The organism is Streptomyces sp. B5E4 (assembly GCF_039871555.1).
GTDB lineage: Bacteria > Actinomycetota > Actinomycetes > Streptomycetales > Streptomycetaceae > Streptomyces.
The window spans coordinates 414,912-432,538 of sequence record NZ_JBDPMI010000001.1 but is presented as its reverse complement, the minus strand read 5'-3'; the positions used below and the strand labels follow the sequence as shown (position 1 = coordinate 432,538).

Sequence of the window (17,627 nt, the reverse complement as noted above, 5' to 3'; positions counted from 1 at the left end):
CCCCGCTAGCGGTATGCTCCGCCCTTCGCCCCCGGCCGAGGGGGTGCGGCGTCGCGCGCGGCCAGCAGCGGCAGGACGTCCGCCACCAGCTCCAACTGCAGCCGCAGCGCGTCCCGCGGGGCGGCGCGCAGCACGGCGCGCATCAGGTCGGTGACGCCGGCGGGGGCCTTGAGGTCGTCCAGGTGGCGCTGGCAGGTGCCGAGATCGAGCGAGGGGTTGGGCAGGTCGTTGGCCGCCCAGAGGGTGCGGATCAGCTCGTTGGTCATCACGGCCGCCGCCCAGCCCGTCTCCACGGGGTCGCCGCGCTGGCGGACGGCGTGCATCTTGGGTACGACGTGGGCCCAGAGCTCGGCGTAGTGCGCCTTGACGGGTGCGGGGGTGCGGTAGCCGGCGTGGATGGTCGCGGCGTCGGCCATGAGCCGGGCCACGGCGCCGTCGGGGTCGTGCAACGGGACGCCGTCGAGGAAGGCGTAGCCCCAGGACTCGTCGCCGACGCGGTGCGGGGCGAAGCAGGAGCGCCACTGCTCGGCGGTGCGGGGCACGAGGTCGACCGGTAGCGGCCGGCGCCGGGACCGCCAGGGGGCCCGGCGTACCGGGTCGAGGGCGGTGACCACGAGGACGTCGAGGTCGGAATCGGGGCGCCCGGTGCCGCGGGCGAGAGATCCGGACAGCAGGACGCCGCGGACGTCGGGGTCCGCGCGCAGTTCGGTCAGCACCACCTCGAGCACCGTGCGGTGCAGGGAGGTGGGAAAGGCAGCGGTGGTCATCTCGCTCCCGGGTCCGGCCCAGGCGGGAGCGTAGCAGCCCCTGCACCGAGCGTGCGGGGCCGGGGCCGGGAAACGGTGTGCGCGGGCGGTGGGTGGGCGGCTAGGGTGGGGGCGGAAGTGCATCCGAGGCAATCCGGGACAAGGAGACGCCGTGGCGAGCTGCTGCTGCGCGGGCACCGGCGGGATGACCCGTCTGTGCACCGGTGGCCACGCGGGTTCGCGGCACGCGTCCTTCTCCCTCGTGCCGTATCGCCCTCGCGTGGTCCCGGCGCCCTGACCGGCAGCCCGGGACGGCATTCCCGCTGAGCGACCCCGTCGCAGCCCCCGCGATCCGCGCGCGTTGAGCGCGCCCGCCGGGCCTTTTCCCGTCACGTTCACGTGCCCCGCCGAGGGCCGACGTCGCGCTGCCCGGCCAGGGCCATCCGCCAGTCCAGGAACGCACTTCTTCCCGGAAGGACGGCAGGCTGTGGCCCGCTCTCACCGACGCATGTCCGCACGCGCGGACTCCGATACGCACCGTCGCGCCGACGCCCGCACGACCACGGGCGGCAACGCCCGCACCAACCGCCGCCGCGGCTCCCCGGAGGGGGGCCGGGGCACCGACACCCGGGGCGGCTCCCGCTCCCGGTCCCTTTCCCTCTCCCAGAACTTCCTGGCGGGGCCCGCCGTCGCGCAGCGCGTGGTGCGCCTCGCGGCGCCGGGGTCCGGCAGCGGGCTGGTCGTCGAGGTCGGCGCCGGCACCGGGACGCTGACCGCGGCGCTGGCACCCCACTGCCGGGAGCTGATCGCCTACGAGATCGACGGCAGGCTGCTCCCCGGCCTGCGCAACCGGATGGCCGCCCACCCCCATGTCCGCGTCGTGGGGCAGGACTTCCTCGCCGCCCGGCCGCCGCGGGAGCCGTTCGCGGTGGTGGGCAACGTCCCCTACGCGCGGACCTCCGGGATCGTCGACTGGTGTCTGCGCGCACCGCGGCTGGAGTCGGCGACGTTCGTCACCCAGCTCGAATACGCCCGCAAGCGGACCGGGGACTACGGCCGTTGGAGCCTGCTGACCGTACGCACCTGGCCGTGGCACGAGTGGCGGCTGCGCGGGCGGGTGCCGCGGGAGTCGTTCCGGCCGGTGCCGCGGGTGGACTCGGCGGTGCTGCGGATCGACCGCCGCCGGGAGCCGCTGCTGCCGCGGGGCCAGGAGGCGGCGTACCGCCGCATGGCCGAGGCGGGCTTCGGCGGCGCGGGCGGCAGCCTGTACGCGTCCCTGCGCCGCGCGGGGCACTCGACGGGCCACCTGACGACGGCCTTCCGCGCGGCGGCCCTCCCGAAGAACACGGTCGTGGCCTATGTCACCCCGGCGCAGTGGCTGACCCTGCACAAGACGCTGCACTGACGCCCGGGTTCGCGTGGCAGCGCGCGGCAACGGCCCCCGCCCGCACAGCGGGCGGGGGCGGCCGCGTTGCCCGGCGTCCTGCGGGAGCAGCCGCACGCTGCCGTCAGGCCCCCGTCCCCCGGCGGGCGCCGGGCGTCAACGCCCGTGCCGCGCCGGGGAATCGATTCCGCACCGGCTGCTCCCGCTCCGCTACGCCACCGCCCCGTCCGGGCCGTAGCCCCTCTTCGGCACCGGCTCCGCCGCCCGGGCCGCGGCGTCCGGCCCCGGTGCCGACGCCGGGTCACGGGTCTGGCGGGCGAGCCACTGGCGGTAGCCCTCCGCCCGCTCCGCGTGCCAGCCCGCCTGGCCGCGGTGCAGTTCCCATGCGCCGGCCGATGCCACGTCCCCGTACCGCTCGGCTATCGCCACCGCCAGCCGGACCGCCGCCAGCGCGTCCTCCGCGGCGTCGTGCGCGCGGCCGAGCACCACCCCGTACTCCACACAGACCGCCTCCAGCGTCCTCTTGCCCTCCCGGAACGGATCAACCGTCCGGTCCATCGCGTACGGATCGATCACCGGGCCCTCCTCCCCGCCGCCCAGCCGCTCGCGCATCGGGGCGAGCCCGTGGCGGAGCAACTCCGCGGCCAGCAACGTCAGATCGAACGTGGCGTTGTACGCCACCACCGGGACGCCGCGCACCCAGTACGCCGCGAGCGCGTCCGCCACCTCGTCCGCGACCTCCGCCGCGGGCCGGCCGTGGGTCGTCGCCCGCTCGTCGGTGATCCCGTGGATCGCGGTCGTCTCCGGCGGCACCGGAACACCCGGGTCGGCCAGCCACTCCCGCCTGCGCGCCGGGACGCCGCGCACGGCCTCCACAACGGCGGCGGAGACGATCCGCGCCTCCCCCGGGTCCGTCCCGGTCGTTTCCAGGTCGAAGCCGACCAGCAGCTCCCCGTACCACCCCATGGGCGCCCTCCCTGCTCCGTGGCCAGTGACTCCACACTCTCACCCGCCACTGACATACCGGACCTCAAGATTCCGGATATCGGGGTGCGTTCAAGGCGCGTGGACAAGGGGCGTCCACACGGGGTGCGGAGGAGCGCGCGGCGGCCGTCAGGAGACCGGGCGCGCGTCCGTCCAGAAGCTCTCGAACTCCTCCCGGTACACCTCGAAGAGGCCCGGCTCGCCGCCGCCCTCCCCGTGCACCAGCTCCCGCCGGGCGGCCCGCAGCACCAGCGCCGGCGCCTCCGCGCCGCGCGCCCGCCGCAGGTACGTCTGCACCACGCCGAGCCCGTCCGGCCGGTCGCCGTTGATCAGGTACGCCGTGAACCGCGGCGTCTCGTCGAAGACCCGGATGTCGAACGCCCCGGCCGCGTCCCCGCCGCCCTGGGGGCGCAGCCGGGACCGGACGCGGCGCATGTGGATGATGTTCGTCTCCACCGCCCGCGCCAGCTCGCCGCGCTTCATGCCCAGTTCGCGCTCCCGCCGGCGCACCGTGCTGCTCGCCGGGTTGAGGAACAGCAGCCGTATCCGGCAGCCGCCCTCCGCGAGCCGGCCCAGCCGGCGGCCGGAGTAGTTCTGCACCAGGAGGTTGAGCCCGATGCCGATGGCGTCCAGCCGCCGGGCACCGCCGAAGAGGTCCTCCGCGGGCAGCGCGCGCTGCAGCCCGACCCGGTCGGGGTGGACGCCGACCACGTCCGCGTACCGGTCGCCGACCAGGTCCTCCACCGCGTCGACCGGCAGCCGGTCCGCGGACGGCGGCTGGTCGTCGGCGCCGAGCAGGCGCAGCAGCCGGCTCGCCGCGCGCTCGGCCTGTGCCAGCACGGTGCCGGACAGCGCGCGGTTGCGGGAGACGACGTTGCGGGCGACCTCCAGCTCGTCGAGCGCCAGCTCCAGGTCGCGCCGGTCGTCGAGGTACGGCTCGAAGCACGGCCAGTGCTGCACCATCAGCTCACGCAACTGCGGCAGCGTCAGAAAGCTGATGACGTTGTCGTCGGCCGGGTCGAGCAGGTAGCCCTTGCGCCGGCTGACCTCCCGCACCGCGACCGCCCGCTGCACCCACTCCTGGCCCGCGGGACCCGCCGCGGCGACGACCCACTCCTCGCCGTGCACCGGCTCGTAGACGGGGCGCAGTACCGAGGCGACGACGGAGCGCAGCCGCTGCTCGACGACGTTCAGCCAGATGTACGCCCGGCCCGCGCGTGCCGCGCGGGTGCGTACCTCGTCCCAGTCGTCCTGGCCCCAGCCGATCTCCGCGCCGATCTCCATCGGCCGGGCCAGCGACACCGTCCCGGGCGGGGGTGGCGGCTCGGCCGGGCCGCCACCCTCGCGGCCCTCATCCTCGGGACCGCCTGCCGGGGGCAGCTCAAGACCGCCCGCACCCACGCCCGTACCGCCTTCCGCGCCCAGCTCCACGATCACGGCAGCGTACTGCCACGATCCCCGGGCCGCATCCTGATCGAGCCAGGGGTAACCCAACTGCCGTGCCGGGTTTCGCGGTTGTCACCCGGGCGGGCGGTGAACGACCCGCGAACGGCCCGACGCCTCCGCCAAGTGCCCCCGGACGGCCCGCGGACGACCCTCCGGCGGCCCGGGGCGCCCGCTTACGCCCCGCCGCCGGGCGGCACTTCGGCGGTGGCCGGGCGCCCGCCCCACAGGACGTCCGCGAGCAGCCCGGCGATGTTCCACGCGTCGTCCACGCCGCGGTGGTGGGTGCCCTCCAGTTCCCGGCCGGCGTGCGCCAGCGCCTCGGCCATGCCCAGCTCGCGGCCCAGCCCGTGGGCGAGCGCGTAGAGCGTCTTGGCGTTCACGTGCCGCCAGCCGAAGGGGTACGCCACCTCCCCGGCCGCGCACTGCCGCTCGAACTGCCGCCGGTCGTAGTCGCCCCAGCTCGCCCACACCCGCTGCCGTGCGCCGTGCTCGCGCCGCAGCAGCGCGCACGCCTCGGCGAACGGGACGCCGCCCGCGACCTGTTCCGGCGTCAGCGTGGTCAGCCGGGTGCAGAAGTCGCTCACCTCGGAGTGCTCGGGCCGCACGAGCACCGATCGCCGGGCGAGCCGTTCGCCGGTCCTGACGTCCAGCTCGCAGAGCCCGATCTCGATGATCTCCGGGCTCATCCCGGCCGGCGGCGGGCCTTCCCAGCAGGTGGCTTCGACGTCGACGACGAGGACGCGGTCGAGGAGTTGCGTGGTCATGCGGACCAGCCAAGCACGCGGCGCCCGTGCGCCGCGCGGCGTTTTCGGGCGACCGGCGCCGCGGGCGGACGCCGCGCCCGCTTCCATCGCGGCGCGTTATGGGAAGTTGTGATTACCGCGAACTCCCGGTTTCCGGAATCCTGACCCCTGGTACTTCCCTGGCCCTCCCCGCGCGGGCCCACCCGAACCCGCGTGCCTTCGGAAACGAGGAACCTTGCGAATAACCAGAACACTCCCCACACTCGTCGCCGCCCTGGTGGCCGCCCTCACCTTCGGCGCCACCGCGGTCGCGGCGGACCATCCGTCCGCCCGCGGCGCCGACGTCCCCGCGGCCGCCCAGGCCCGTACGCCCGAAGGGCCGCCGTCCACGAAGATCATCGGCGGCGGCTACGCCCAGAGCGGCCCCTGGGCCGCGCGGCTGTTCTCCAACGGCCGCCAGACGTGCAGCGCGACGATCATCGCGCCGACCTGGATCCTCACCGCCAAGCACTGCGTCAGCGGCGGCGGGCTGTCCTTCCGCATCGGCAGCCTCGACCAGACCAGCGGCGGCACCCTCGCCAACGGTGTGCAGACCTACACCCACTCCTCCGACCTGGCGCTGGTCCGGCTCGACCGATCCGTCTCCACCACGTACGCCACACTCGGCCAGCCCGGTTCCGTGACGGTCGGCCAGAGCGTCCAGGTCTACGGCTGGGGCGCCACCTCGCAGTGCGGCTCCGAGATCAACTGCCAGTCGCAGTACCTGAAGGTCGCCAACGTCACGGTCACCGGCGGCTGCAGCGACGCCTACGGCGGCAACGCCATCTGCGCCCGGCGCGGCAACGGCATCACGGCCGGCGGCGACTCCGGCGGTCCGATGATGGCGAACGGCATCCAGGTCGGCGTCGCGTCCACCAGCGACCGGCAGACCACCACCGCGTACACGAACGTCACGCGGTACCGCTCCTGGATCCAGTCCATCGCCGGTGTCTGAGGCCCACCCGCCGCACGGCACCTGAAGCCGGACGGATGCACCCGGTTCGTACGCCGGCACGCCCGGACCGGGCGCATCCGTCCACTCTCCGCCCACCTGCCCCGCCTGTCCCGCCTGACTGCGCGCGGGGCGGGTGGGCGGACCTCTTCGTGGGGACGGCCACTTCCTCCCCGGCCCCCCATGGCGCGGCGCTCCGCAGCGGACATCCCGGCCGCGGCGGGGTGCCGCTTTGTCCAACTGACAATCCCTTGCCGCGTTCCGGTCGCGGACGGAAGACTGGGCGGCATGACCGCATGGAACGACCGGTTCGACCTGAGTGACGCCCGGTGGCGCAAGACCAGTTACAGCGATTCCACGGCGACCGCCTGCCTGGAGGTCGCGGACGGCTTCCACCCCGCTCTGGTCCCGGTGCGCGACAGCAAGGACCCGCACGGCCCGGCCCTGGTCTTCACCGCGGACGCCTGGGAGGCGTTCGTCGCCGGCGTGAAGTCGGGGCACTTCGAGGCGTAGCGCGCGGCCGGGCGCCCGGCAGGTAGCGTGCGTACGGTGAACGACCCCGCGCAGGCCCCCGATCTCCCGCCGGCCCTCTTCCCGCCCGACCTGCCGGTCCTCAGCGAGATGCGCGTGCACGCCTCAGGACGCGCCTGGCTGGCGGAACTGCCGGAGCTGGTGGAGAAGTTGCGTACGCGCTGGTCGCTGCGGTTCGGCGCCCCGTTCAAGGGCGGAAGCTGCTCGTGGGTGGCGCCGGCGCGGCTGCCGGACGGCACCGACGCGGTGTTCAAGGTGACGTGGCCGCACCGCGAGGCCGCCGGCGAAGCCGAGGGCCTGCGGATCTGGGACGGCCGCGGCGCCGTCCGCCTCCTCGCCCACGACCCCGGGCACTACGCCCTGCTGCTGGAGCGCTGCAAGCCGGGCACCGAACTCGGTACGGCGGGTGAGCCGGGCGCCGAACACCGGCTGCGGCTCGGCGCGGAGGTGCTGCGCGAGCTGTGGAGCGCCCCGGTGCCGCCGGACTGCGGTCTGGAGCGGGTGGCGGACGTGTGCGCCGAGTGGGCCGACCTCGTCGAGGAGCGGATGGAGCGGCTGCGCCCCGGTTACGACGCGGGGCTCGTCGCCCACGGCGCCCGGCTGCTGCGCGAACTGCCGTGCGGCGCCGGGCGCGAGGTGGTCGTCCACGGCGACTTCAACCCGGGCAACGTCCTCGCCGCGGGCCGCCGCCCCTGGCTGGCCATCGACGCCAAGCCGATGACCGGCGACCCCGGCTACGACCCCTTCCCCCTGCTGGAGCAGATCGACGACCCCTTCGCCACCGCCGACCCGCCCCGCACGGTCGCCGCCCGGCTGGCGCTGCTCGCCGGTGAGCTGGGCGAGGATGCCGGGCGGCTGGCGGCGTGGGCGGTGGCCCGGCGGGTGGAGGCGGCGCTGTGGAGCGCGGAGCACGGGGACGTGGAGGGCGGAGCGGGCGTGCTGGGCGAGGCGCGGCTGCTGGCCGAGGTGGGAAGTGTGTAGGGGTACGGGCCGGGGGCCTGCGCGTACGGCGATACCGGAGCCACGGACCGGGATCAGCGGGACGCCGCGGACCCGTAAGGCCCGCGGCGGCGTACCGGCTTACGCCAGCGGTGCGTTCGGCCCGTCCGGGCGGCCGCGGCGGCCCTCCAGCACGGCGAGCGACAGCTCCGAGACCCGGGCGTCGTCCAGCCGCCGGCAGCCCTCCGCGGTGACGGTGTAGACGAGCGGGTAGATCCGGCGGGTGGCGTCGGGGCCGCCGGTGGCGCTGTCGTCCTCGGCCGCGTCGTAGAGCGCCTGCACGGCCATCGTCACGGCGTCGTCCTGGCTCATGCCCTGGCGGTACAGCTTCTTCAGCGCCCCGCGCGCGTACACCGACCCCGAGCCGGTCCCCCCGAAGCCCTTCTCCTCCGCGCGCCCGCCGGTGATGTCGTACGAGTAGATCCGCGCGGTCCCGCTGCGCGGGTCGTACCCGGCGAAGAGCGGCACGACGGCGAGGCCCTGCATGGCGGGGCCGAGGTTGTCGCGGATGAGGGTGCCGAGGCGGTTGGCCTTGCCCTCCAGGGAGAGCGGGACGGTCTCGATCTTCTCGTAGTGCTCCAGCTCCAGGCGGAGCAGCCGGACCATCTCCTCGGCCATGCCGGTGGATCCCGCGATGCCGATCGCGGAGAACTCGTCGGCCGGGAAGACCTTGTCGAAGTCCCGGTGCGCGATCATGCCGTTGCCCAGGGTGACGCGGCGGTCGGCGGCGAGGAGGACGCCGTCGGCGTAGGAGGCGGCGACGATCGTGGTGCCGTGGGGGATGTCGACCGCCGCCGAGCCGGTGCCCGTCCCGGGGAGCCGGCGGTTGGCGGGGAGCCGGCCGGGGGCGTGGGAGGCGAGGAAGTCCACGAACGACGACGAGCCGGGGGTGAGGAATTCGGGCGGCAGGTGCTCCACGGCGGTTCCCTTCGTCGGCTCTTCGATCCGTCCGGCCGTTCGCCTGTCCGGCCGCGGGCCGCTCCCCGCACGTACCGCCCAGGCACCGTCCGACCCTACCCGTACCCTCGCGGGGACCTGCCGGGCCGCCGTCTGCGCCGGCGACCTGAGCTTCGCGCAGTGTTCATCTCACGTCTGCCACGTGGCCAAACCGGACGTCGGCGGCTGCGGAACAGTCGCACCCTGTTCGCACGAACCGGGAGCACGATGAAGAGTCCGCGATCCAGACCGTCCCGCCGGGTGCGGGCAGAACAGGCGCTCGCGCTCGCGGAGTGCGCCCGCGTGTGCACCGGATACCTGGCCGGACTGGCGGCCGAGGACGACGCCGCAGATCCGCCGCCGCCCGGCGTGGGCCCCGGTCCCGCCCGTACGGCCCTGGTCGCGGCGCTCGGCGAACTGCTCGGCACCGCCCCGCCGCCGCGCCGCGAGCCGGTCGGCGTGGAGCTGTTCGACACCCTGCTGCGGGCCGGCGACCGGGCGGTGGAGACGGGCGGCGAGCGGGAGTTGCTGCTGGCGGTGGAGTTGGCGGACACGGGCGTCTCGCTGCGCGCGAAGTCCCGCGCCGCGTGGCGGCTGCGCGCGCAGGCCCTGGACGCGCTGGGCCACGCGGCGGCGGCGACGGAGGCGTACGAACGGACGCTGGCGCTGGGCAGCACGCACCCGGAGACGCCGGTGCTGTTGTCGACGGCCCGCGAGAAGCGCGCGTGCCTGGCGGCGGCGGTGGGGCTGTTCCCGGCGAATGCGGCCGGGGACGGTCCGGTGGAAGCCGCGCCGGTCGGGGCAGCCGCGGGCAGGGGCACGGCGGCGGCCGGGGACGGCGCGAGCGCGGTGCCCGGCACGGCGACGACATCACCCGGCGGACCGGGCGGAATCGCCGCGGGCTCGCCGGCGGCCACGGCCACGCCAGGTGCGGCGCCCGCCGCCGGGCGGACGTTCGCCGCGGCCGTCGGGGCCGAGGCGACGCCCGCGGTCGTGCGGGAGGCGTTCACCGCGTACGTCACGGAGCAGATGGGCCGGTACGGGGCCGGGGACGCGCGGGTGCGCGAGCTCGCCGGGCTGTACGGGACGTACTGCCGGATCCTCGACCAGGGCCGCATGGCCGATCCGCTGCTCGCCGGCGCCCGCCCCGTCGGCGTCGCCGACTTGCGCGGCCTCGTCGCCGGGAAGACGGCCTGCGTCGTCGTCGGGCCCGGCCGGTTCGAGGAGGCCGGCGACTACGAACTCGTCGTCCGCTGCGACGACTTCCGCGGCGGCGAGCGCGCCGACGTGCACGCCGTCGCCGACCCGGCCTGCGAGTCGTGGCACCGGCCGGCCGGCGTACGACTGCTCTTCGCCGACCCCGGCGAGACGTGGCGGGAGGCGGTCCGGCGCGCGGTGCCCGGCGCGCAGGACGGACTCGGCGACGTGTCGCTGCGCCGCCCGCTGCAGGACCCGGCGCTGCTCGGCGACGACGGCTGGGGGCCGGACACCAGCGCCGCGTTCACCGTGCTGCGGCTGCTGGACCACCTCGACGTCAGCCCGCGGCTCGACGTCCACGGCGTCGGCCGGCTGCGGCCGGAGGAGCGCCGCTGGATCGCGTCCCGGGCGAAGGACCGTACGAAGACGAGGACCGCCCTGCGATGATCCCTTCCGCCCCCCGCTCCCCCGCCGCCGCGGCGGCCGTCTCCCCCCGCCCGATACCCGGCCCGGTCCCGCACCTGCCCCGCGAGACCGCCCACCCCGCACCGGCCGCGGCGGCCACCGCCCGCCGCGCACCCCGCGTCGCCTTCACCTGCCGGGCCGACGCCGCCGACCCCGGCCACGCCGCCGGACTGCCCGCCCTGCTCCGCAGCCTCGCCCTCGCCAACCCCGGCGTCTGCGAGGACTTCCTGCTCCACCACGACGGCCTGCCGGACGACGTCCTGGCCGCGGCCCGCCGGCTGCATCCCCGGATCGTCGAACTCCCCGCCGAGGGCGGCACGGGGGCCGGCCCCGGCGGAGACGACGACCTCACCGGCGCGTACGACGACCTCATAGAACTGCACCCCCGCTGGCTCGTGGCCGCCGACCTCGCCGTCCTGCGCGACCCGCCGGACGGGACCCGCGCCCGCTACGACCTGACCGACGAGCAGTTCTGGCGCGCGTACTGCACCCTTCCCGCCCACCGCCAGCACCCCGGCCTGCTCCTCCACTACGGGCCGCCCCTCCTCCGGCTGCGCCCCACCACCGACCTCGCCCGCCGCACCGCCCTCGGGCTGCGCACGATCGGCGCGTACGAGGAGGCGGTGGAGGCCCTGTCCGCCGCCCGCCCGCAGGCCGACCAGCCGCGCTTCCACGACACGATGGGCACCGCGCTCATGGCCGTCTCCCGCTACGACGAGGCCGAGACCCACCTCCTGCTCGCCGCCGCGGCCCCCGAACTGGCGCCGAAGGCGTTCAGCCAGCTCGCCCGGCTGGCCTGGCTGCGCGGCGACGAGGAGCGGTCGAAGGCGTACGCGCGCGAGGGCCTGGACGCCGAGCCGACCAACCGCACCTGCAAGGCGCTGCTCCAAGGCGGCTACGGGCTGCCGGAGTTCGCGGCGCACCGCGGCGAGGCGTCGGTCGTCTCCACGCAGCTCGCGCACGCCGCCGCGTACGCCACCGGACAGGAGAACGCCGGCGACAAGATCCTCCCCGAGGCCGTCCGGCTCTGCTTCGGCCAGGACCCCTCCGCGCGCCGGTGGCACCCGGTCCCCGTGCACCGGCTGTTCGACGAGGAGGCGCTGGCGGAGGTCAACGCGCGCCGGGGCCTGATCGTCGGCGGTGGCGGGCTGTTCCTGCCCGACACCTGGCCGAACGGCAACAGCGCGTGGCAGTGGAACGTACCGGACGAGCTGCTGGCCCGTATCGACGTGCCGCTGGCGGTCTTCGCCGTCGGCTACAACGTCTTCCCCGGCCAGTCCTACCGCCGCAGCCGCTTCCGGGAGAGCCTCGCGGCGCTGGTGGAGCGGTCGGCGTTCTTCGGGCTGCGCAACCGCGGGTCGGTGGAGCGGGTGCGCGAGCTGCTGCCGGAGCGGCTGCGCGACCGGGTCGCGTACCAGCCCTGCCCCACCACGCTGACCCGGCTGCTGCAGCCGGGCTGGGACGGCGCCGAGGTGGAGCGCGCCGACACGGTGCTGGTCAACTGCGCGTACGACAGGGCGGGGATGCGCTTCGGCGACGGCTATCCGCGGTTCCTGGACGCCATGGCGCGGGCGGTGCGCGCGCTGCGCGAGCGGGCGGACGTACGGGTGGCGGCGCACATGACGGCGGACGAGCAGTTCGCGCACGACCTGCGCCGCGAACACGGGATCGCACTGCCCGTGGAGGCGCTGTACGACCGCGGCAACGACGAGATACGCGCCGCGTACCGGCGGACGCGCCTGGTCATCGGGATGCGCGGGCATGCGGGCATGATCCCGTTCGGCTGCGGTACGCCCGTGCTGAGCCTGGTCTCGCACCCGAAGCTGGCGTACTTCCTGGCCGACATCGACCGCCCGGAGTGGGGCGTGCGGGTGGACGACGAGCGGCTGGCGGAGGTGCTGGTGGAGCGGGCGGAGGCGGTGCTGGACGACCACGGCGCGGCGGTGGCGGACGTGCTGGACCGGCAGCAGGTGCTGTGGAAGGTGACGCGGGACAACCTGGCGGAGCTGCGGCCGGCACTGGGCCTGCACGGGGAAACGCGGTAGGCGCGCGGCGTACGGCCCGGTTAGATTCCGGGCATGAGGATACGCACAGGAGGCCCCGCCGACGTCCCCGCCATGCTCGCGCTGCTCGACGGGGCGGTGGCATGGCTGACGGTGCGGGGACGGACCGACCAGTGGGGCACGGAGCCGTTCTCCGGCCTGCCCGAGCGGGTGGCGCAGATGGAGAAGTACGCGCGCGACTTCCTGGTGCGGGTGGCGGAGACGCCGGAGGGCGGGGTCGCAGGAGTGTGCGTGCTCGCCGACGAGCCGCAGCCGTTCGTACCGGCGGCCGGGGAGCCGGAGTTGTACGTCCGGCTGCTGGTGACGGACCGGGCGCTGAGCGGCGCAGGGGTGGGCGCCGCGCTGGTGGCGGACGCGCGGGCGGAGGCGGTACGGCGGGGCGTGGGGCTGCTGCGGGTGGACTGCTTCGGGGGCGGGGGCGGGGCGCTGGCGCGGCAGTACGAGCGGCTGGGGTTCACGCCGAGCGGGACGTTCGCGGTGGAGCGGGCCGGGCGGCCGGTGTGGCCCGGGCGATTGCTGGAGATACGCGTCTGACACCTTCGTTTCCCTTGGTGTGAGCTCGGGCGGAACAGACATTCGGTGGCGACTTGGGAAACTTGTTCGATGCCGTGTTGAAGAAGTGACCCATGGGTCAGTACCGTCCGTGTGCGTGGATGCAAACGAGCGAATCCGGGCGAGTTTTGCCCGAGTTGAACGCAGAGCCGACCATGTCGCCAAGTACTTCTATTCGCATCTGTTTGCCCGCAATCCGGGGGTCCGCGCCCTGTTCCCCGCGGACATGTCCGAGCAGCGCGACCGCCTCTTCGCCGCCCTCACCCACGTCGTACAGCGCCTCGACGACCCGGACCTGCCCCGCTACCTCGCGACGCTGGGACGCGACCACCGCAAGTTCGACGCCCGCCCCGAGCACTATGCGGCGGTCGGCGAGAGCCTGATCGCGGCGCTGCGCTTCGGGCTGCCGAACACCTGGGACGAGGAGACCGAGCAGGCGTGGCTCGGCGCGTACAAGATCCTCTCCGAGGCGATGATCGGCGGCAGCGAGGAGGCCGACAAGCAGCAGGCGCCGCGCTGGTGGGACTGCCGGGTCGTGGCCCGCCACCAGGCCGCCCCGGGAGTCACGGTCCTCACCCTCCTGCCGGACCGGACCCTGCCGTACGCCGCGGGGCAGTTCGTCAGCGTCTCCGCGCCGCAGGTGCCGCGGGTGTGGCGCCCGTACTCCATCGGCTGCGCCCCGCGCGCCGACCGCACGATCGACCTGCACGTCAGCCGAGTCGACGGCGGCCTGCTGAGCCCGCTACTGGTGGATCGGATAGCCCCGAACGACACCCTCCGGCTGGGCGCCCCGGCGGGCACGGCGGTCCTCCCGAAGCGGGCGGGCCAGCCGGTGACCTTCATCGCGGCGGGAACGGGCTGGGCCCCGATCCGCGCGCTGCTGGAGGACATGGTGCGCCGCTGGACCCCGACCACGGCCCGGCTGTTCCTGGTCGCCCGCAGCCCGGCGCACCTGTACGACCCGGAGGCCGTGGACGCCCTGCGGAAGCACCACTCGTGGGTGGACATCACGGTGATCACACCGGAACGCACGGAACGCCAGGGCGCGACGGCCCGCCACCTGGAGAAGGCCATGTCGGCCCACAGGGACTGGCCGAAGCACCGGGTGTACGTGTCGGGTCCGGCACAATTCATAGGGGACATGAGGGAGTTGGTACGGGGGTACGGAACCCCGCCGGAGCAGATCGCGCACGACCACGTACCGTCGCCGGAGCGCGCGGGGCGGGAGCCGGGGCACTCGGCGTGGTTCTTGCACCCGTCGCAACCGCAATGGATCAACCCGGCGGACCGCTGAGGGCGGGAGGGTAGTCCGGGGGCACATGCGGCTTCGCTACTGCCAAGGACGGGGACGGAGTGCCGGGGGCGGGGCGCCGGCGGGGCTGGGGGCACGGCCCTCGGAGCGTGACCCTCGGGGTGAGGGCGGGAAAGCGCGCCGGGGTGAGGGGCGAAGCCGGGGCGGCCAGGTGGGCGCGGCCCCGGCGCGGGGTCGGGGACCACATGCCCGGCGCTCGGGGCAGCGCCGCGATGGGGACGTGGGAACCAACCCCGACACGGGGCCTGGGACCCACGGGCCGGTGCAGGGCAGAGGGTCCTGGCGCTGAGAGGGTTGCGGCGTAGTCGCGGTCCAGGTTTCCGTCGACGGGGGCGGCGTCGCGGGCGACGCCCGATGGCGGCTTCGGACGATGGCGGCTTCGGACGTAGTTCGGACGTAGTTCGGACGTAGTTCCCCGGCGCCGGGTTGGAGACCGCACGGCCCGGGGTCGGGGCGGGGTCGGGGCGGAGCCCTGACGGCGCCTCGGAGCGTGGCCCGACACACGTCCGAGACGGGAGGGCCGCATTTGGGGAGCGACCCGGCACGCGGCAGGCCTGGGCCGGCGGATTGCACCGAGCCGCGAGGCGGCAGCCGACACCGATTGCGGAAGCCCAGGACAGGCGAGGGGCAGCCGCAGCCGGGCGGCACCGCTCAGGAAGTCCGGGGCAGGCGGCGGCAGCGGCAGCCGGGCGGCACCGTTCACGGAGACCAGGACAGGCGGGCGGCAGCCGCAGCCGGGCGGCACCGTTCGCAGATGTGCCCAGACGACGGGCACAGGCCCAGTACCGGGCATACCGGGCGGCGGCAGGACCAGGCCGCGGGGCGAAAGCCGGTTCGGGCGGCCCCGTCGACGTAGGCGCCCAGCCACGGACGCAGCGGGAGCCCGCCGCCGGAGTGGCCGGGCCGCCGACGGCACCGGCCGCGAGGCGGAAACCGGCGCCGCGAGGCCCGCGTTCAGCACTCCCGGCCGACGGGGGGCGGCAGCCCGGTGCCCGGTAGCGCTCGCCGCCGTATGGCCCCGCACCGGGGGAGGCAGCGTCAGGGTGGGCGGTCTCGTAGGGGGACCGCTCGACGTGGGTTTTGGAGCATCGGTCCCCCCTCGAACGCAGGCCGGCTCCGCGGAACAACCGGGCGCCGACCCACCGGCGATCACCCGCGACAACCCCGGCCGGCCCGCACCCCGGTACCAGACCCCCCGGGGACACAAGGCCCAACTCCCCACCGCACCACGTACATCCGCCCGGCGATCACCGCCGACCCGCTGCCCCGCGGAGGAAATCGGTCGCAACCCGCGGTAACACCCCCCGATCCGGGCCGAGTCAGGCCAAGATCGCCGACTTTCGCCCCCTCAGCCGCACCCACCCGGCCTCGGCCACCCGGCCTCGGCCACGCGGAATGGTCGCCACCGAGACGAACTGGCGGTAACCCACCCCCAGAACTATCCCAAAACGCCCACGCGCACCGACTTTCGCGCACTGGGGCGCACGGACCGGCCGCCACGCGCGCCAACAGCCGCCCGGGCGGCCCCGGACGAATGCCGCTGAGACAAACTCACGGCAACCCACCCCCGAAATCATCCCAAAACACCCACCAGGCCCGACATTCGCCCACCCGGACACACCAACCGCCTCCCGGCCACTCCGCATGAACGCCACTGCCGCAAACTCACGCCAACACCCTCAAGAAATCGGGGCAAAACACCCTCACGGGCCGACTTTCGCCCATCGACACGCACAGGACCACTTCGAGACCCAGCCACCCCCGTGCGCCACTCCTGGGCGGAGAGATTGGGCCGTAACTCGCGGTATAACACCCCCGGATCCGACCCGAATCAGGCCCCGGAACCCGAACTTCACCCATCGACACACACCCACCGGCCCGCCGGCCGACACCGAACTACATCCACCCCACGCCACACCGAAAACCCGACACCGCACCCCCGAAGCAGGTCCGCCCCGCGGACGAGGGTCACGCCAACCCCGCACGGCGACTCCACCTGCGGATGGCCAGGGCCCGCCCCCCTGCAATGCTCCAAACACCCCAGCCCCGCACCAGGCCCACCCCACGCACCACACCCGCCGGCAACCCCAACACCGCCCAGCTCCACGAACGACCCCCGGCGCCAACCCCGTCACCGCCCCACCCCACGCACACAAGCACCCGGCACGCCCACCGCCCCGGCGGACGCCCACCCCACGCACCACACCCGCCCGACGCCCCCCGACACCGCACCAACCCACGAACCGAGCCACCCCGGCATCAGGGCCCCCTCCCCCACACAGCCCGCCCGCCCGCGAAGCAGACGCACCCCCACCCGGGGTAACACCACACCCACCCGGACACCTCGGCGAACAGAACAAACACACCCCCCGGCCCCCGGCACCCGGCACCCACCCGGCAGGAATCGGCGATCAGCCCGACCCCGCCCCCGGGGCCCCACCCCCGTCACCGGGGAAACCCTCGACCGAACCAGCCCCAGCACCGCCCTTCGCCCCCGCACACCGGACGCATCGACGACCACGCCAGCCCAGACCCGCCATCCCGACCCCGCCCACCCGGGGCCGTCGGCAACGAAGCCCAGCCCGAACCTGCACCACCCCCAGCCCCAGGCCATCGGCCCGCCCCGGGCCCGCCCCGCCTTCTCCGCCACCCGATCGCCCCGCCCAGGTATCCCCGCCCCCGGGCCCCGCCGAGTATGACCCCAGCGGGTATTTCTCCACGGGAGGCGCGTGTGACGGGCAGCGAGGGCGAAGAGGACAGCGCCGCTGGCGACGAGGTCTACCAGCCCTACGCCTCCGGTGCGCCCGGTGACGGGGCTCAGGACGACGAAGGGCTGCTGCCGCCCGAGGACACCCTCGACGGGTTCATCGACCCCCTTGACGAGGGCTACTCCCCGCCCGAGAAGCCCCGCGGCGTCGAGCACACCGGTGTCACCGCCGCCGAGCAGCGTCGCGGCGAGTCCCTGGACGAGCGTCTCGCCGAGGAGATCCCCGACCCGCCCCTCCTCCCCGACGACGACGGGCTCGGCGACGCCGCCGACACCGACGGCGAGCTGATCGACGACGAAGTCGGCGACCGCCGCGCCGGCCGCCTCGTCGCCCCCGACGAGGGTGCCCACGAGGACAGAGAGAAGGACATGATCGCTTCCGACGCCGGCATCAACGGCGCCGCCGCCTCCGCCGAGGAAGCCGCCGTCCACGTCGTCAACGAAGACGCATACGAAGCCGAAGCCGAAGACCAAGCCCGCTCCCCCGACGACCGCCCCTGAAGAACAAGCA

General features: G+C 74.9%; 14 protein-coding genes. 9 read left to right on the top strand and 5 right to left on the bottom strand.

Going from position 1 to position 17,627, the window contains the following annotated elements; translation table 11 throughout:
• Positions 1-5 precede the first annotated feature (5 nt).
• Positions 6-767, bottom strand: a complete 762-nt coding sequence (locus tag ABGA99_RS01740) for a nucleotidyltransferase domain-containing protein (RefSeq protein ID WP_347576029.1) — start codon at positions 765-767, stop codon at positions 6-8.
• A gap of 487 nt (positions 768-1,254) precedes the next feature.
• Between ABGA99_RS01740 and erm the strand changes: the two genes are divergently transcribed.
• On the top strand, positions 1,255-2,151 hold the full coding sequence (gene erm / locus ABGA99_RS01735) for an ErmE/ErmH/ErmO/ErmR family 23S rRNA (adenine(2058)-N(6))-methyltransferase (protein WP_347576030.1): 897 nt from the start codon (positions 1,255-1,257) through the stop codon (positions 2,149-2,151).
• A gap of 189 nt (positions 2,152-2,340) precedes the next feature.
• Here erm and ABGA99_RS01730 read toward each other — a convergent pair whose 3' ends face one another.
• The 3 genes from ABGA99_RS01730 to ABGA99_RS01720 all read right to left on the bottom strand — a co-directional run bounded on the left by ABGA99_RS01730 (position 2,341) and on the right by ABGA99_RS01720 (position 5,324).
• Positions 2,341-3,096 (bottom strand): exonuclease domain-containing protein, encoded by a 756-nt coding sequence (locus tag ABGA99_RS01730; protein WP_347576031.1) that lies wholly within the window; start codon positions 3,094-3,096, stop codon positions 2,341-2,343.
• Positions 3,097-3,243: 147 nt separating this feature from the next.
• A complete protein-coding gene (locus tag ABGA99_RS01725; protein ID WP_347576131.1) occupies positions 3,244-4,545 on the bottom strand; it encodes an SAV2148 family HEPN domain-containing protein in 1,302 nt (433 codons plus the stop codon).
• Positions 4,546-4,733: 188 nt separating this feature from the next.
• A complete protein-coding gene (locus ABGA99_RS01720; protein ID WP_347576032.1) occupies positions 4,734-5,324 on the bottom strand; it encodes a 3'-5' exonuclease in 591 nt (196 codons plus the stop codon).
• A 214-nt stretch (positions 5,325-5,538) separates the two neighbouring features.
• Here ABGA99_RS01720 and ABGA99_RS01715 point away from each other — a divergent pair, with 214 nt between their 5' ends.
• From ABGA99_RS01715 to ABGA99_RS01705, 3 genes are all read left to right on the top strand, one after another.
• The gene (locus ABGA99_RS01715) at positions 5,539-6,297 is read left to right on the top strand and encodes a trypsin-like serine protease (RefSeq protein ID WP_347576033.1); all 759 of its coding nucleotides are present in this window, start codon (positions 5,539-5,541) and stop codon (positions 6,295-6,297) included.
• Between the two features lie 285 nt (positions 6,298-6,582).
• On the top strand, positions 6,583-6,807 hold the full coding sequence (locus ABGA99_RS01710; RefSeq protein ID WP_347576034.1) for a DUF397 domain-containing protein: 225 nt from the start codon (positions 6,583-6,585) through the stop codon (positions 6,805-6,807).
• A 36-nt stretch (positions 6,808-6,843) separates the two neighbouring features.
• Positions 6,844-7,806 (top strand): aminoglycoside phosphotransferase family protein, encoded by a 963-nt coding sequence (locus tag ABGA99_RS01705; protein WP_347582012.1) that lies wholly within the window; start codon positions 6,844-6,846, stop codon positions 7,804-7,806.
• A gap of 99 nt (positions 7,807-7,905) precedes the next feature.
• On the opposite strand, the gene prcB is transcribed toward ABGA99_RS01705, so the two are convergent.
• On the bottom strand, positions 7,906-8,742 hold the full coding sequence (gene prcB, locus ABGA99_RS01700) for a proteasome subunit beta (protein WP_347576036.1): 837 nt from the start codon (positions 8,740-8,742) through the stop codon (positions 7,906-7,908).
• Positions 8,743-9,021: 279 nt separating this feature from the next.
• Between prcB and ABGA99_RS01695 the strand changes: the two genes are divergently transcribed.
• The 5 genes from ABGA99_RS01695 to ABGA99_RS01675 all read left to right on the top strand — a co-directional run bounded on the left by ABGA99_RS01695 (position 9,022) and on the right by ABGA99_RS01675 (position 17,617).
• Positions 9,022-10,404: a hypothetical protein gene (locus ABGA99_RS01695; protein WP_347582011.1), complete on the top strand. Its 1,383-nt coding sequence runs from the start codon at positions 9,022-9,024 to the stop codon at positions 10,402-10,404.
• The gene (locus ABGA99_RS01690; RefSeq protein WP_347582010.1) at positions 10,401-12,467 is read left to right on the top strand and encodes a polysaccharide pyruvyl transferase family protein; all 2,067 of its coding nucleotides are present in this window, start codon (positions 10,401-10,403) and stop codon (positions 12,465-12,467) included. Before ABGA99_RS01695 ends, ABGA99_RS01690 begins: the two co-directional genes overlap by 4 nt.
• A gap of 96 nt (positions 12,468-12,563) precedes the next feature.
• Entirely contained in the window at positions 12,564-13,019 is a 456-nt protein-coding gene (locus tag ABGA99_RS01685; RefSeq protein ID WP_347576132.1) for a GNAT family N-acetyltransferase, read from the top strand.
• Positions 13,020-13,038: 19 nt separating this feature from the next.
• Entirely contained in the window at positions 13,039-14,331 is a 1,293-nt protein-coding gene (locus ABGA99_RS01680) for a globin domain-containing protein (RefSeq protein WP_347582009.1), read from the top strand.
• 2,749 nt (positions 14,332-17,080) lie between these two features.
• Positions 17,081-17,617, top strand: coding sequence for a DUF5709 domain-containing protein (locus tag ABGA99_RS01675; RefSeq protein ID WP_347582008.1), 537 nt, complete (start codon positions 17,081-17,083; stop codon positions 17,615-17,617).
• Positions 17,618-17,627: the final 10 nt, after the last annotated feature.

Bases quoted from the DNA above. Each gene is read 5' to 3' on its own strand.
- ABGA99_RS01740 (WP_347576029.1), bottom strand. From the start codon at position 767: ATGACCACCGCTGCCTTTCCCACCTCCCTGCACCGCACGGTGCTCGAG.
- erm (WP_347576030.1), top strand. From the start codon at position 1,255: ATGTCCGCACGCGCGGACTCCGATACGCACCGTCGCGCCGACGCCCGC.
- ABGA99_RS01730 (WP_347576031.1), bottom strand. From the start codon at position 3,096: ATGGGGTGGTACGGGGAGCTGCTGGTCGGCTTCGACCTGGAAACGACC.
- ABGA99_RS01720 (WP_347576032.1), bottom strand. From the start codon at position 5,324: ATGACCACGCAACTCCTCGACCGCGTCCTCGTCGTCGACGTCGAAGCC.
- ABGA99_RS01710 (WP_347576034.1), top strand. From the start codon at position 6,583: ATGACCGCATGGAACGACCGGTTCGACCTGAGTGACGCCCGGTGGCGC.
- ABGA99_RS01690 (WP_347582010.1), top strand. From the start codon at position 10,401: ATGATCCCTTCCGCCCCCCGCTCCCCCGCCGCCGCGGCGGCCGTCTCC.